14 protein-coding genes are annotated in these 16,102 nt (G+C 45.5%); 7 read left to right on the top strand and 7 right to left on the bottom strand.

Going from position 1 to position 16,102, the window contains the following annotated elements:
• Positions 1-2: 2 nt before the first annotated feature.
• Positions 3-1,310: a cryptochrome/photolyase family protein gene (locus tag AC23N5_RS05900; RefSeq protein ID WP_487754841.1), complete on the bottom strand. Its 1,308-nt coding sequence runs from the start codon at positions 1,308-1,310 to the stop codon at positions 3-5.
• A gap of 70 nt (positions 1,311-1,380) precedes the next feature.
• Positions 1,381-2,376 carry a polysaccharide deacetylase family protein gene (locus AC23N5_RS05895; protein WP_183975649.1) on the bottom strand — a complete coding sequence of 332 codons (996 nt, stop codon included), beginning with the start codon at positions 2,374-2,376 and terminating at the stop codon, positions 1,381-1,383.
• A gap of 100 nt (positions 2,377-2,476) precedes the next feature.
• Here AC23N5_RS05895 and AC23N5_RS05890 point away from each other — a divergent pair, with 100 nt between their 5' ends.
• The 5 genes from AC23N5_RS05890 (at position 2,477) to AC23N5_RS05870 (ending at position 8,207) form a co-directional block, all read left to right on the top strand.
• Positions 2,477-3,637, top strand: a complete 1,161-nt coding sequence (locus AC23N5_RS05890) for a serine hydrolase domain-containing protein (protein WP_487754840.1) — start codon at positions 2,477-2,479, stop codon at positions 3,635-3,637.
• 109 nt (positions 3,638-3,746) lie between these two features.
• Positions 3,747-4,673 (top strand): ABC transporter ATP-binding protein, encoded by a 927-nt coding sequence (locus tag AC23N5_RS05885; protein WP_487754839.1) that lies wholly within the window; start codon positions 3,747-3,749, stop codon positions 4,671-4,673.
• A gap of 14 nt (positions 4,674-4,687) precedes the next feature.
• On the top strand, positions 4,688-6,031 hold the full coding sequence (locus tag AC23N5_RS05880; RefSeq protein WP_487754838.1) for an ABC transporter permease: 1,344 nt from the start codon (positions 4,688-4,690) through the stop codon (positions 6,029-6,031).
• Positions 6,032-6,097: 66 nt separating this feature from the next.
• Positions 6,098-7,267, top strand: a complete 1,170-nt coding sequence (lepB, locus tag AC23N5_RS05875; protein ID WP_487754837.1) for a signal peptidase I — start codon at positions 6,098-6,100, stop codon at positions 7,265-7,267.
• 13 nt (positions 7,268-7,280) lie between these two features.
• Complete coding sequence (locus tag AC23N5_RS05870) at positions 7,281-8,207, top strand: glycoside hydrolase family 43 protein (RefSeq protein WP_487754836.1); 927 nt, start codon at positions 7,281-7,283, stop codon at positions 8,205-8,207.
• Positions 8,208-8,312: 105 nt separating this feature from the next.
• Here AC23N5_RS05870 and serS read toward each other — a convergent pair whose 3' ends face one another.
• From serS to AC23N5_RS05850, 4 genes are all read right to left on the bottom strand, one after another.
• Positions 8,313-9,584: a serine--tRNA ligase gene (gene serS, locus AC23N5_RS05865; protein WP_183975636.1), complete on the bottom strand. Its 1,272-nt coding sequence runs from the start codon at positions 9,582-9,584 to the stop codon at positions 8,313-8,315.
• Between the two features lie 80 nt (positions 9,585-9,664).
• On the bottom strand, positions 9,665-11,023 hold the full coding sequence (locus tag AC23N5_RS05860) for an aspartate kinase (RefSeq protein ID WP_183975634.1): 1,359 nt from the start codon (positions 11,021-11,023) through the stop codon (positions 9,665-9,667).
• Positions 11,024-11,066: 43 nt separating this feature from the next.
• Positions 11,067-11,318 (bottom strand): CBU_0592 family membrane protein, encoded by a 252-nt coding sequence (locus AC23N5_RS05855; RefSeq protein WP_183975632.1) that lies wholly within the window; start codon positions 11,316-11,318, stop codon positions 11,067-11,069.
• Positions 11,319-11,372: 54 nt separating this feature from the next.
• Positions 11,373-12,056: a glycosyltransferase family 2 protein gene (locus AC23N5_RS05850; protein ID WP_487754835.1), complete on the bottom strand. Its 684-nt coding sequence runs from the start codon at positions 12,054-12,056 to the stop codon at positions 11,373-11,375.
• Between the two features lie 101 nt (positions 12,057-12,157).
• On the opposite strand from AC23N5_RS05850, the gene bshC reads away from it, so the two are divergent.
• Together bshC and AC23N5_RS05840 are read left to right on the top strand one after the other, a co-directional pair.
• Positions 12,158-13,714: a bacillithiol biosynthesis cysteine-adding enzyme BshC gene (gene bshC, locus AC23N5_RS05845; RefSeq protein WP_183975628.1), complete on the top strand. Its 1,557-nt coding sequence runs from the start codon at positions 12,158-12,160 to the stop codon at positions 13,712-13,714.
• A gap of 85 nt (positions 13,715-13,799) precedes the next feature.
• Entirely contained in the window at positions 13,800-15,227 is a 1,428-nt protein-coding gene (locus AC23N5_RS05840; protein ID WP_487754834.1) for a CotH kinase family protein, read from the top strand.
• Positions 15,228-15,255: 28 nt separating this feature from the next.
• Here the strand turns inward: AC23N5_RS05840 and AC23N5_RS05835 are convergent, their stop codons facing one another.
• A complete protein-coding gene (locus tag AC23N5_RS05835) occupies positions 15,256-16,098 on the bottom strand; it encodes a helix-turn-helix domain-containing protein (protein ID WP_183975617.1) in 843 nt (280 codons plus the stop codon).
• Between the last annotated feature and the right edge of the window lie 4 nt (positions 16,099-16,102).

Below are 16,102 nucleotides of genomic sequence, written 5' to 3'. Positions count from 1 at the left end.
GGTTACTGTTTCAGTGCCTTCTGATACGTTGCTAGGCAGCGCTCGCGGGCGGCAGCATGATCCACAATTGGTTTGGGATAGTCAAAGCTGTTTAGTTCAGGAACCCATTTTTTGATGTAAACCAGTTGGGGGTCGAACTTCTGCGTTTGAGACGTAGGATTAAATATTCTGAAATAAGGCGCCGCATCCGTTCCCGATCCCGAAGCCCATTGCCAGCCGCCGTTGTTGGCTGATAAATCAAAGTCTAGCAGTTTTTGGGCAAAATATGCTTCTCCCCAGCGCCAGTCGATGAGCAAATGTTTGGTCAAAAAACTAGCCACCACCATCCTGACGCGATTGTGCATGAAGCCCGTCGCGTTGAGTTCGCGCATTCCTGCATCCACAATCGGATAACCCGTACGGCCCTCGCACCATTTCTTGAATTGAGCTTCGTCGTTGCGCCATTCGATGCGGTCATAATCTGCCCGAAACGCCTTGCCTTCGCCCACGTGCGGAAAATGCCAGAGAATCTGCATGTAGAAATCCCGCCAAATAAGTTCGTTCAAAAACGTTTCGCTGAGGTCTTTGGTGTGACGCGCAAGCTCCCGAATCGAAATCGTTCCAAAGCGCAAATGCACGCTTAACCGAGACGTACCCTGAATCGAAGGGGTATCGCGGCGTTCTTTGTAATTTTTTACCAACTCATCCCGCACCGTTTTGGCGGGGAAAGGTTGTCCTACGGCCTCAAAACCAATCTCGGCTAAACTAGGGAGTGGGAGGGGAGAGATTTTGTAAAAATGCTGAAAGTAAGCTTCTGTCGGATAGGGTTTTAGGTAAAACGAATTCAGCGTTTCTTTCCACTTGCGGCTGTAAGGAGTAAACACCGTGTAGGGCGTTCCTGCCCCGCTTAGCACTTCGCTTTTTTCAAAAATACACTGGTCTTTATACGTATAAAAAGCAATTCCGCGCGCATTGAGCCATTCGCCGATGGCTTTATCGCGGCGAATCGCGGCGGGTTCGTAATCATGGTTCGTATAAACTTCGGCAACGTTATAGTGTTGGGTGAGTTCTTCCCAGCTAGCAGCCGCTGAGCCGTGTTTGACCACCAACGTACTGCCCATTTGCGTCAATTGTGCCTGTAGTTCTTGCAAAGCTTGGTGAATAAACTCTACTCGTCGGTCGCGCTTGTCATCAAGTTTGCCCAAGATGTCGGTATCAAAAAGGAAGACAGGAAGCACAGGATTCCCCGACTTGAGGGCATGGTACAAAGCAGCGTTGTCGTGCAGGCGCAAATCGCGACGAAACCAAAACAGCGTAATTGGTTGACTCATAAAAAAAGCGTAGTGTTTTGAGAACAACTACGCTTTTGGAAAGAATGTTTTTGTAAAAATAAAGTTGGGATTACTTTACTTTCTTGCGGCGCTCGTACATTTCCCGCCAAGTAGTGAGGACAATGCCTTCTTTGTCCAGAAAAGTTTTCAATTCGGGGTCGAGCATGGCCCAGAAATCGCCATAACGCGTAGGCCAAGAATCGGTGATTTCTTTGAAGTTGTCGCTCGGCGCGGCGCAGTGCATAATCACCATGGTGATGCCAGGCTTGGCCTCTTTGAGGAGCTCGATGTACTTCTGGGTTTTCATTTTGCGCAAATTTTCTTCCGTATTGGGAGTGCTTGCGGGAAGTTTCCAACCGTAGGTGTCGGCAAACAAATCATCTAGCACGGGCAAACCCGCATTCCACAACATTTTTCCCACTTGCTGAAACTGCTGGATTTCTTGCGCGGGGCTGCTGCGTTCTTTCGCAATGAGGGTGGCATGACCGCCTGGTAGCATGACGGGGATTTTTTCTTGAATACCTACTTTGACGTAGCGTTCGGTAAAAGCAGGCGAACCAAACAACGTTCCCATGTGGGAGTCGATGTGTGAGGGTTCGACGCCAAAACTCCGAAAACGCGCAATTTGTGCCCGAATTTCGGTTTCTACTTCATCGGCGGAAGCGTGCTTTACCACATCTCCGACGTTGGACCACATTGCCCCTTCTTTATCAACTAACCCAGGCACTTTGTCTCGTCCCGAAATCGGAAACCAACGGTAGCCTTTCCACTCCGAGGTTAGCGTGAGGTGAACGCCCGCGTCGGTGTTGGGGTATTTTTGAAGGTATTTCATGTAAGCAGGTACCCATCCACAAGGCATCATAACACTCGTAGAATTGGCCACTCCTTTTTCCATCGCAATGATGGTGCCTTGGTTGGCTTCGTACGACATCCCCGCGTCGTCGATGTGGAATAAAATGATTTTTTTGCCTTTGGGATAGCCCAATTTTTCGGCATACGTTTCTTGGGCTTGGCTAGGGCTGTAGAGGAAAGAAATAAGTGCAGCAACAAAAAAAAGCTGTTTCATGGACAAGCAACGGTTATATTTGTTTGTATAAAGTCTTGCAAGGGTAAACCATACCCAATCAAGTCTCGAAGGGAAGTCCTTCTACTTACTTAGCATTCAGATGAAAAGACTATTACGAAAGTCGCTTTTTGGCTTAGGAGGCCTGTTGTTGGCAGGGACAGCCCTTACGTATGCACCGCCTTTGGTGCATATTCGCAACTACGTGGAGCGGGGCGCAGTCGATATTTTGGATTACAAAAAACACCCCGTTCGGCAGGTGTTGGCGTCGGCCCGACCCGAACCTTGGCCATTGGATTCTACGTTTAACAAAGCCAAGATTTCTCAAAACTTGATTGATACCCTCGAAAAGTACGAAACCACGGCTTTTTTGGTTTTTAAAGACGGCAAACTCAAGTACGAGCATTACTGGGAAGGCTACGACACCAAAACGCTGAGTCAGTCGTTTTCGGCGGCTAAAAGTGTGATTTCGATGCTTGTGGGAATTGCCCTCAACGAAAATAAAATCAAAAGCTTAGACGAGCCGATTTCGCATTACATCGGTTCTTTTTCGGAGGGAGAAAAAAAGAAAATCACGGTTCGGCACTGCCTCACGATGAGTTCGGGCTTGAATTGGCACGAAAAAGACCGTGGGGTATTTAGCAACAACGCCTACGGATATTACGGCGAAGACATTGCCAAAGTGATCGACAATCTCACGGTCGAAAAACCCGTTGGGAAAGAATTTGAATACCGCAGCGGCGATACCCAAATCTTGGGTTTGGTGCTGGAAAAAGCCTATAACAAGAAAATCTCGGACTTGGTCTCTGAAAAAATCTTTCAGCGGATTGGTTCCGAAACGGATGCCGTCTGGATGTTGGATAAACCCAAAGGCCGCGAAAAATCGTTTTGTTGTTTTGCTCCTACTGCCCGCGATTATGCTCGTTTTGGACACTTGATGCTCTGGAAAGGAGCATGGGGGCAGCAGCGGATTGTATCCGAAAAGTACATGAATCAAGCACTTAGCCCTGCTACCAACCTTCTTGATCCCAAAACCAATGCACCGTTGCAAGTATATGGTTTTCAGTTTTGGATACAACCGTATAAGAACATACAAACGGTCAGTATGAGAGGCTTGCTGGGGCAATTGGTCTGGGCGATTCCTTCGGAGAATGCGGTGGTAGTACGTTTGGGTCACAAAGAGTCGCCAGGGAAAGTAGGGCCGTATTTCCGTCAAGATTCGGAAGCCTATTTAGCGGCGGCGTTGGAGGTACTTGGGCAGTAAGAACGGGTAGCGACTGCCATTTATCCTATCAAATCACCAAACATCCACAAGTTAGTTGAATAATCACGGATAAAGACTGTATTTTTCGGTATAATCTTCTACCAAAAACATGTCTCACATTCTCGAAGCGCATGACATTGTCAAGCAATATGCTACCCATCGCGCCCTCGACGGCGTTAGTCTTAGTGTTCCCAAAGGATGTATTTTCGGGTTACTTGGACCCAACGGAGCGGGTAAAACATCGCTGATTCGTATCATTACCCAAATCACAGCCCCCGACGAGGGGTATGTGCTGTTTGATGGCCAGCGCCTTCAGCCCAACCACATTCAGGACATTGGTTACTTGCCCGAAGAACGTGGTTTATACAAAAAAATGAAAGTAGGCGAGCAGCTGCTCTATTTGGCACAACTCAAAGGGTTGTCGGAGCGCGAAGCCATGGACAAGCTGAAGGTTTGGATAAAAAAGTTTGACATCAAAACTTGGTGGACAAAAAGCATCGAAGACCTCTCGAAAGGGATGCAGCAAAAGGTGCAGTTTGTGGCGACAGTGATGCACGAACCTAAACTGATTATCCTCGACGAACCTTTTTCGGGCTTTGACCCCATCAATGCCAACCTCATCAAAGACGAAATTTTGGAGCTTCGCCAACGTGGTACGACCATCATCTTTTCGACCCACCGAATGGAATCCGTCGAAGAGCTCTGCGACCACATTGCACTCGTCAACAAATCGAGGATTATTTTGAACGGTAGTAAAAAAGAAATCAAAAACCAGTTCAAAGAGAATAGTTATTCGGTGAGTTATCATGGTGAGTTAGGTAATTTGCCTCCTGATTTTGAGTTGATTACTACAAAAGATGCGGAGGGAAGCTTGCAACAAGCTACCATTCGTATTGTAGGCGATGCCACGGTAAATCAGTTGGTTGGCAACCTCATTAACCAAGTGGAATTGGTTTCTTTCCACGAAAATATTCCTTCTTTCAACGACATTTTCATCAAAGCCGTAGGTAGCGACGCTCCCGACGAATCAAAATAATTTAGAACAATACTATGAAAAACATTTTCCTTGTTCTCAAGCGCGAATACCTCGTACGGGTACGCAAAAAGTCGTTCATCGTAATGACTTTCCTAACGCCTATTTTGATTGCTGCTTTCTACGGAATCATCGTCTGGGCGGCAGTAGGTTCGTTTAAAAGCGAGCACAAAACCATTCAGGTGATTGACGAAAGTGGGTTGTTCAAAGAGAAATTTAAGAGCGATAAAAACACCACTTTTGAGCTTATCAGCGGGCCTGTAGCCACGGCACAGAAGAAACTAAAGGGCAAAGAAGATAACTTACTCGTCCATATTCCTGCTGACATTATGAGTCGTCCAAACGGCTTGCAGATTTATGCCGAAAAGAACATTGGACCTATGCTCAAAAACCGCATTGAGAAGGTGGTGCAGCAAGGGTTGAGAAACATCAAGTTGTCAAAAGCAGGAATTACGCAGCAAGTGATTGAGGATGCGAATCAAGACGTTGATGCCCAGACTTATAGCCTCGACGATGAAGGTAAGTCGCAGTCGAGCAGTACCATGGCGGCCTACGTGGCAGGCTATGCGGCGGCTTTTTTGTTGTACATCTTCATTCTGGTCTATGGTGCGGGAGTGATGCAGGGTGTCATGGAAGAAAAATCAAACCGTATTATCGAGGTGATTATTTCGTCGGTGAAGCCTTTTCACTTGATGTTGGGTAAAATTTTGGGCGTGGCGGCCGTGGGGCTCACCCAGTTTGTGTTGTGGGGAGTGCTTACGTTTGGCGTATCGAGCGCTACTCAAACGCTCTTTGGTTTTAATCGCTTTACGGCTACGCAAGAGGTAATGAACAAACAAGCTGAGCAAGCCGACCCCGAGGTGAAAAAAGAAATGGAGAAGCAGCAAAACAATACCTTGCAGACAATCGAAAATTTTTCAAAATCGGCGCAATCATTGCCATTAGCCAAAATTTTCTTCTGCTTCTTATTTTACTTCTTAGGCGGGTATTTGTTGTATAGCTCGCTGTACGCGGCCATTGGAGCCTCGGTCGAAAACCAACAAGAAGCGGGGCAGTTTACCTTCCCGATTATGTTACCGATTATTGCGGCCATTATTTTTGCGCAATTGGCTATCAATCAGCCTGATGGTTCACTGGCTTTCTGGACGTCGATGATTCCGTTTACGTCGCCTGTGGTAATGATGGCGCGGATTCCGTTTGGAGTACCTGCGTGGGAAATCGTCCTTTCGATGGCGCTGCTCGTGCTTGGATTCGTCGGAACAACTTGGATTGCGGCACGGATTTATCGTATCGGTATTTTGATGTACGGTAAAAAGGTGAATTACAAAGAGTTGTCTAAGTGGTTGTTTTATAAAGGATAAATAATTTTCCAAGCCTAACATCCCGAAAGTTCAAACCTTTCGGGATGTTTTTTATTCCCAAAACTCATGGAATCAAAAGAAAAAGTACAAGAAAAAGCAGCGCCGCCAAAGCCTAAAAAATCGGCTTTTCGCGAGTGGATCGATTCGGTAGTGTTTGCGGTAGTGGCGGCGACTTTCATTCGGTGGCTGTTTTTTACGCCTTTTACCATTCCGTCTTCGTCAATGGAAAAAACACTCCTCGTGGGTGATTTTTTGTTTGTGAGTAACCTCCATTACGGTGCCCGAACCCCCGTGACACCGTTGCAAATTCCGTTGACGCACCAAACCATTTGGGGAACATCGATTCCTTCTTTTTCGACCTTGATTCAGTTGCCGATGTATCGTTTGCCAGGTTTTACCCACATCAAACGCAACGATGTAGTGGTATTCAACTACCCAGGCGATGCAGACGAACCGTTTGAAGACGTGTCGATTGGGAACGGAGGTTATAAAGACTTTCCTGTCGATTTGAGAAATAACTTTATCAAGCGCTGCGTGGCCGTTAGTGGTGATGTTCTTGAGATTAAAAACGCGGAAGTGTATATCAATGGAGTAAAAGCTCCCGTACCTCCGCACGCCGAGCTTTATTACCGAATGGAGTCGAGCGATGTGTTGGATGATCGCTTTTTTGACAAAGAAAATATTCAAGATTATAGCGCACTTCCTCCTGATTCTGCGCGGATTGGAGTACAACGTTATCAAATCAGAACGACGCCTGAAATCGTTGAAACGCTCAAAAAATACGATTTTGTGCGTTCGATTCAGCAAATAGCTCGCTACAATGCCAGCATTTCAGAGCCAGGCATTTACCCCGCAGCACTTGCCCAAAACCAAGAGTTTTATGGGCCTATTCAGATTCCTAAAAAAGGGTTAACCATCACGTTGGATTCGGTTAATATTGCCAAATACGGACACGTTATTAAGTATTTTGACTACAACGATGCCGAAAAAGTAAATGTCACAAAGACGCAAATTAGCATCGACGGCAAGCCACTGACGCAATATACCTTCAAGCAGGACTACTTTTTTATGATGGGGGACAATCGTTATGAGTCGGCTGACTCACGTTTTTGGGGATTTGTTCCTGAAGACCACATCGTCGGGAAGGCATTGTTTACGTGGATGTCGATTGATCCTAATCCTAAATCATTTATTCACAAAATCCGTTGGAATCGCCTATTTCGCTTGATTGAGTAGGTTCGTTAAAGGTATGAAACATTGGTTATTGTTCTTGTTGTTGGGTGGGACGTTGGTTGCTAAAGCGCAACAAAACGCGTATTTGTTTTCGTATTTCGTGAAAAATGGGGAAGATGGTCTTCACTTTGCTTACAGCACCGACGGTCTTCACTGGAAAGCATTGAAAGGAGGAAATCCTTTTTTGAAACCCACCGTGGGAAAGGATAAGCTAATGCGCGACCCGTGTATTTACCAAGACAAAAAAGGAACCTTCCACATGGTTTGGACGAGTGGGTGGTGGGACAAAATCATCGGTTATGCTTCTTCCAACGATTTGGTAAATTGGTCGGAACAGCGGGCTATTTCGGTGATGGAGCATGAACCTACGGCTAAAAATAGCTGGGCACCCGAGATTGCTTACGATGACAAAACGAAACAGTTTTTAGTATTTTGGGCAACCACCATTCCTGGCCGCCATACTGACGTGGCCGATTCGGAGCGCGAAAAAGGCTTGAACCACCGTATGTACTACGTTACAACCAAGGATTTTAAGACATTCAGCGAAACAAAGCTGTTTTTTAATCCTGATTTCAGCGTCATTGATGCGACTATCTTGAAGCGAGGTAAAAACTACGTGATGTTTCTGAAAAATGAGAACCCCAATCCGCCCGAAAAAAACATCCGTATCACAGAAGCGAAAAGCGCGCTGGGGCCATTTCCTACAAAAGTGTCTGAACCTATCACGGGGAAATACTGGGCCGAAGGACCTACCGCGATTGAGGTGGGAGAGTATGTGTACGTGTATTTTGATAAATATACCCAGCACAAGTACGGAGCAGTACGTTCAAAAGACCTGAAAACATGGGAAGACGTGTCGGAGCAGGTAACGTTTCCTGAAGGTATTCGCCACGGAACAGCCTTCAAAGTGCCGTTGACGCTGCTGGAAGCTTTACAGAAATAGGAAAAAAACTGAAAAAGACCTGCCAAGTTTCAAAAGCTTGGCAGGTCTGCCTACAAAAAGAGGAGGTTGTAAGCAACCTCCTCGCACAAAAAAACTTTTACTCTGTTACTTAATCAGCTCAAATCCACAGTAAGGTACCAAAGCTTTTGGAATACGAATTCCTTCGGGCGTTTGGTTGTTTTCGAGTAGTGCGGCCAAAATACGTGGCAACGCCAACGCCGAACCGTTGAGAGTATGTAACAACTGCGTTTTTCCGTCAACTTTATAACGCAACTTGAGGCGATTGGCTTGGTAAGTTTCAAAGTTAGAAACCGAGCTACATTCCAACCAACGGCCTTGCGCGCCTGACCATACTTCAAAATCATACGTCAGTGCCGAAGTAAAGCCCATATCGCCACCGCACAAACGAATGATGCGGAATGGTAATTCCAACGCTTGAAGCAATCCTTTGACGTGTTCCGCCATTTCGTCGAGGGCTTGGTACGACTCCTCGGGTTTGCGTACTTGCACAATCTCCACTTTGTCAAATTGGTGAAGGCGATTAAGCCCCCGTACGTGCGCGCCCCAGCTTCCTGCTTCGCGGCGGAAACAAGGCGTGTAGCCTACGTTTTTGATGGGTAGCTCGTTTTCGTTTACGATGACATCGCGGTAAAGGTTGGTGATAGGTACCTCGGCCGTTGGAATAAGATATAAATCGTCGGCAGTAGCGTGGTACATCTGACCTTCTTTGTCGGGTAATTGCCCCGTACCAAAGCCAGATTCGGCATTGATAAGAATAGGGGGCTGTACTTCCATGTAACCCGCTTCTACGGCTTTATCCAAAAAAAATTGAATCATAGCTCGTTGAATACGCGCTCCTTTTCCTTTGTAAACAGGGAAACCCGCTCCCGTGATTTTGGTGCCCAGTTTGAAGTCGATGATGTCATACTGTTCAATCAAGTCCCAGTGAGGCTTTGCCGTTTCGGGTAGCGTTGGTTTTTCTCCCCACAGATACACTTCCACGTTTTCTTCGGGCGTGCGGCCTGGAGGAACGCTTTCGTGCGGAAGGTTGGGGAGCAAGACCAATGTCGCTTGAAGTTGTTCTTCGACTTCTTTCAGACTTTCTTCCAGCGATTTTGCGCGAACTTTGAGGGTGGAGGTTTGAGCTTTAGCCGCTTCGGCCTCTTCTTTCTTCCCCTCTTTCATCAATTGCCCGATTTGTTTGGCCAAGGCATTGGATTGGGCTAATGTAGCGTCCAACTCACTTTGCGTATCACGACGCTGTTTGTCCAAGCCTAAAATAGTGTCCACCGCTTCGGTAGCACCTTTAAAATACTTGCGTTCCAACCCTTCGATGGTTAGCTCGCGGTTTTCGCGGATGAAGTTAATCTGTAGCATTACAAATTAGATATAGTTATTCAGGGCTAAAGCCCTTGTGTTATTTACTTCGTATTACCCCAGCCTGACTTTGTTAGCCTCTACTGTGCATTAAAGATCGTCTTCATTGCATCTTCGTAGTAGAAGAGACGCTCGTTGAGGACATTGAGAGCTTCGGCTTTGTCTTTTGACCATACCAAAATCGAAAGGTTGTGCTCCGATGCGCCGTACGAAATCATACGAATAGGAATGTGCTTCATTGCCTCAAATACCTTCAACGCAATTCCTTCTTTGTCGGCTTTGAAATCTCCAACGATACAGATGATTGACAAGTCGCGGTCGTGTTCTTCCAAGTCTGCGATTTCGCTCAACTCCGCCGTGATTTCGCTCAAGTGCGTATCGTTGTCGATGGTGACAGATACCGATACCTCCGAGGTTGTAATCATATCCACAGGCGTTTTGTATTTTTCGAAAATCTCAAATACACGACGCAAGAAACCGTAGGCATTCAGCATACGAGTCGAGTGAATATAGATAGCGGTAAGGCCGTCTTTGGCCGCAATCGCCTTGATTTCACGGTCGGTCGTAGTGGTGGCAATCAGTGTACCAAAGGCTTCGGGTTCCATCGTATTTTTCAAACGAACGGGTACGCCGCGCAATTTGGCAGGAGTAATGGTGCTTGGGTGCAAAATCTTTGCGCCAAAATAAGCCAATTCAGCCGCTTCTTCAAACGTCAACTCGCGAATGGGGAACGTACGTTTTACGATGCGAGGGTCGTTGTTGTGCATGCCGTCGATGTCGGTCCAAATTTGGATTTCTTCGGCACGAATCGCCCCCCCAATCAACGATGCTGTATAGTCAGACCCACCGCGCTTGAGGTTGTCAACTTCGCCACGAGGGTTGCGGCAGATAAATCCTTGCGTAACCACGATTTGCTTTTCGGGGTGGTGGCTAAGCATTTCGCTTAATAGTTGTTCGATGGTTTCTAATTCGGGCTCGCCATCGTGGTCGATACGCATAAAGTCTAAGGCAGGCAATAGTACCGAACTTTCGCCTACTTCTTCCAAATACGCTTGGAACATCTGCGTACTCATGATTTCACCTTGTGCCACCAACTCTTTGTCTTGTTTGAGGCCAAAAGGGCGACTCTTCAACACCGAACGAATGAAGTTAAACTCATTGTCAACAACGGCTTGTCCTTTCTGGAGTCCTTCCTCGGTGCTATATAATTCTTTGATAAACGCATCGTAGTGCGCTTTCAAAGCGTCTATTTTTTCTTGTACTTCGGCGTCGTTGTTTGCCTTGGCCGAGTCGCCCATCGAAATCAACGCGTTGGTGGTTCCCGAAAGCGCCGATAATACTACGATTTTGCGGCCGCTATCTGCCGTCACTAGATTTCTGATTGAGTGCATCCGTTCGGGTTTTCCTACCGACGTACCGCCAAATTTCCAAACTTGCATTTTGTTACTGAATTATTATTGGTGAGTTGTGTTTGAATCTGATTTAGTGGGTATTGGGCTCCCGTTTAAACATTCCCCAAAGGGCAATGCCCACCCAAATGATATTTACCATAGCGGAGGGAATGGCACCATACGTAAGGGTATTAACAATGAGAAAAGCACTTCCTACCAAATTGGCCCACAGATACGCCTTGGTTGTGGCCTGTAATTTACCGCTGATATTGAGGGCATACGCGCCCACCACTAGCACCGAACCTATCCATCCGAGAATATCTATGATAAGACGTTCTGTCATTTTTCTGAAATTTTCCGCAAAATTACACGATAAATCGGTACTATCTCGCCCCGTTTACCAATACTTGAAAATTGTCGTAATAATCTTGTAACCTGCTAATACAACGCCCTTTACCGTACCCGATATTTTAGAAAAACCAATACGCTTTCGGTAGTTAACCGCTACTTCTGTTGATTTAAGGTGTTGTTTCGCCGCTTTTAGTTGCATTTCGACCGTCCAGCCGTAGGTTTTGTCTTGCATGTCAAGGGCCAAAAGTTTATCCCACTTAATGGCGCGGAAGGGGCCTAAATCAGTGTATTGAACGCCGTACAGAAGACGTAACAGAAACGTAGCGAGCCAATTGCCAAACACTTGTTGCGGAGTCATGGAACCACGTTCACGTTTACCTAAAGACCGTGAACCAATGACCATGTCATAATTTTGTTCCAAAATCGGCCGCACCAAATCAGGGAGTTCTTCGGGATAATCGGAGTGGTCACCGTCTAAAAAGACAATGATATTGGGTGGCGTTGCCAACGATTTTACGTAATCCATTCCGCGTAAACAAGCCCTACCGTAGGCAGGAAGCGCTTCGTGAACAACAGTCGCCCCTGCTTCTTGGGCACGAAGCGCTGTCTGGTCGGTAGAGCGGTTATCGACAACGACAACCTCACGTACCCAATTGCGAGGGATTTCGGAGATTACTTGCCCAATGGCAGCTTCTTCGTTGTAAGCAGGAATAATGACAATAATGTTCAAAAGATTACAATTTGCAGTGAGGAGTTTGCAAAGATAGGGAAACTTTACGGCGATATGTTTGGTTTAGGGAGATAGACTCAAGGCGCTATTTTTCTTAACTCATGCATTGTCAACCCTTACCACTTGCATCCACAGGGGCGTTTCCCCCACTTTTTTTAGATTACATTTCCCAAAAAGACCAGTTGCAGCCATTCTACGGTTTATTCCCTGTTCTTGAAAACTTTGAAAAACAACTCCAGCAAAAGTCCGCGTTTAGCCCACAGCACCGCCAAGTACTGGTGCAATCGCTTGAACGTCAGTATGCTCATTTGAGCCAGAAGCCCGACTTTTCGAGTTTATTGAACGAAAATACGTTTACCGTCACAACAGGGCACCAGCTCAATATTTTTACTGGGCCGTTGTACGTCATTTATAAGATTGTAACGACCATCAATTTGGCGCGCCAGCTCAAAGCGGCTTATCCCAAGTATGATTTTGTGCCAGTGTATTGGATGGCAACCGAAGACCACGACTTCGACGAAATCAGTTATTTTAATCTTTTTGGTAAAAAATATACCTGGCAAACCCAACAAAAAGGAGCCGTAGGTCGAATGAACCCGAGAGAGTTGGGCGAAGCGTTGAAAATATTGCCTGAGCGACTGCCTATTTTTGAAAAAGCCTACCTGCGCCACGACAATCTTGCGGATGCTGTGCGTTGTTACATGAACGATTTGTTTGGCAAAGATGGCTTGGTGTGTGTGGATGGCGATGATGCGGCGTTGAAACGTTTGTTTTTGCCCGTTATCGAAGATGAACTCAAAAATTCAAAGGCGTTTGATTTGGTGAAAAATACCACGGAAGCCATCGAAAGCCTTGGATACCATACTCAGATTAGCCCGCGTGAAATCAACTTCTTCTATTTGGCGGATGGCCTGCGCGAACGGATTGTAAAAGAAGGCGACGAATATAAAGCGCTCAATTCGGATATTTCATTCTCCGAAACCGAAATTTTGGCCTTGGCCAATGAGCACCCCGAGCAATTTAGCCCCAACGTCGTATTACGCCCGTTGTACCAAGAAATCATTTTACCCAACTTGGCCTACATCGGCGGCCCTTCGGAAGTGCCGTATTGGATGCAGTTGAAGGGAGTATTTGATCATTATCAAGTACCGTTTCCGTTGTTGTTGCCGCGCAATTTTGCGTTGTATGTAAACGCTGCGAGCCAAAAACGCGCGGAAAAACTAGGAGTGACGGTCGAAAACCTGTTTTGGGATGATGTACGCTTGCGCAAGTCTTTTGTAGAAAAAACATCGACGGTGTCGCTGGAATTGGCGCAGGAAAAGAAGGCGATAGAAGAGGTTTTCAACGACATTTTGCACAAAGCCTTGGCCATTGACAAAACCCTTGAAGGAGCGGTTAATGCCGAAAAGGTGAAAATGCTGAATACCCTCGAAAATTTAGAAAAACGCCTTCAAAAAGCCGAAGAGCGCAATCACGAAACGGAAGTAAATCAGTTATTGGGCTTAAAAGCAAAACTTTTCCCGAGCGGAGGGTTGCAGGAGCGAAGCGAAAACTTCCTTAATTTTTATCTCAACGATAGCACATTCATCGAGAAACTATTGGCGCATTTTAATCCCCTCGATTTTTGCTTTAATATTTTGACCGAAGAAGGAGAGTAAGAAATAGGGCTCAACTACTTACTAGTAAGGGCTCTATCGAAAAGTGTATTTTTAGTGATAGTAGGGTTCAAGTAATGTACACGCCATGAAAAACTATCGATTAAATAAACTTTATAAGCTATGGAGACTTGCTACTTTAGGTTTAATAATAGTTGTTTCTTGCTCAAAAGGAGATAGGCCGACTCCCATAAGTTCTGTTATCCCCAGTGGAGAGTTGCCCACTATAAAACCTAGAGGGAATGAAAATTACCTGAAGGAAAACTCTGATTATATCTACAACCAAGAGAAGGTAAAGACTTTTGAGCTAATTATTAAAGATAAAGATTTAGAAAAGCTCAATTTCGACCCCGTCAATCAAGATTATGTAGAAGGAGCTTTGATATTCGAGGGGGATACGATTAGCCCAATTGGTGTACGTTACAAAGGTTCGATTGGGGCGTTTGGAGGTTGTTTGTCTAATCCAGATTGGACGCGGCCTTCAGGCCAAAAGGTTTGTGAAAAGCTCAGTTTGCAAATAAAAATTAACTGGAAAGACCGAAAAGAGCGTTTTTTTGACTTAAATAAGCTTCAATTTCATGCGCAAAACTACGACAAGTCCCAGCTTCGTGAACGTCTAGCCTATTGGCTTTTTGCCGAAATGGGCGTTCCTTCTCCACGTTCAGTGCACGCGCGACTGATTATCAATAAAAAATATTCGGGATTATACGGCCTAACGGAAGAGGTAGATAATCGCTTTGCGGAATATTTTTATAAAGAAGGTAAAGGGAATATCTACAAGGAAGTTTGGCCACTAAAAGCCAATGGTGAGGTGCAATCGGATGCTGAACTTATCAATGCTTTAAAAACGAATGAAGAGCAGCAAGACATTGGCTTAATCAAAGAATTTGGTCAAGCAATTGCGGCTTCTAACGCATCAAATAACAAAGATGTAGTAAGAAAGTATATGAAAATCAATGAGTTGATGTCATACGTCGTAGTCGATAGAGCCATTCGGCATGACGACGGCCCGTTTCATTGGTATTGTAACAATGAAACCGTCAATTCCTGCACAAACCACAATTACTACTGGTTTGAAGATAAAAAAAATAGAAAAATGCACCTCATTCCATGGGATATGGACGGCACGTTTGAGCATGTAATCAAAAATGCAAATGAATATACATCTTTGGCGGATAAATGGGGTGGGACATCGAATAACTGCCTACCTTTTGCCAAAGGAAGTGGTAATTTAAAACACCGTTCAGCTGCTTGTGAAAAACTAACAGCAGCATGGGGGGCTTTTGACCAAGAATATGCGTCCATCAAAAGCGATTTTCAGACTAATTTCGTTTCAAACGATAAAATACTTACCCAGTTAGACAAATGGGCAAAGCAAATTCAACCATATATTATTGAGGCAGATAATGTTCATAATAAAGACATTATGTATGCCGCAAATAAAAGAACAACGACACTTCTTGTTTGGGAAAATGCAACAAACACCTTGAGAAGCCAAGTAAAAGCCATTCAGTGAAATGGTTTTTTAAAACGCTCATTGGCTTTTACAATCCAGAAAATTTGTCATTTAGCTTTAACTGGCGTTCGGGATTTAGATTACTTTCTTGAATCAGCATATTGGGCGTAACGCCAGCAAATTGTTTAAAATCTTTGACCAAATGTTGGTAGTCGGAGTAGCCAGTTTGGATGGCGATGCTCAACCAGTCTAATTCTTGGCGGGCATCTTTGAGCGAATAAGCCTGATAAAATCGACAAATACGGGCAAAGTATTTGGGTGTGACGCCCACTTGTCGCTCAAAACGTTTTTCAAATTGGCGAAAACTCAAGCAGGCGTCACTGGCGGTTTGGGAAAGATTAAACCCCTGAGGATTACTCAAAATAATGCTCCCAATTTTATCAATGGGTTCAAATCCAAACTTGACTCGGGTGACCTTCTTCGTAAAGTAGCGGTCGAGAATAAGCGGCAGTTCGTCGTAGGTAGTCGTATGGGCCAGCTGGTCTTCTACATCGTTGATTTCTCGTCCCAAAATCACTTGTGCTTCTACGTATTGATGCAAAAGCTCGTACATCGGAATCCGTAGCAATTTATGAATCGCTCCAGGCTGAAATCGAACATGAACCATCATGTATTCGGAAGGCAAATGCAGATTTTGGCGGGCAATGGGTAACCCAAAAATACAAGTTCGCGGACGTACATTAAACGCTCCTGTTTCAACAGTCTCGGCGGTTTTGGTGCCTCGTATCACAAAGGTCATTCCTTCTTCTGGATTGACGGGGTATGCCTTTATAGGAGGTGGGAGCTCTTTCCCAAATCGCATGTGTAGCACCAAATACTCTTTAATGTATGGGCCGAGAATAGGAGCAGGTTGACAACGTTGGCAAATCATGGCA

The organism is Runella sp. R5_40 (assembly GCF_057652295.1).
Note: the sequence above shows the minus strand (reverse complement) of the source record. Positions and strands in the feature narration are given on the sequence as shown.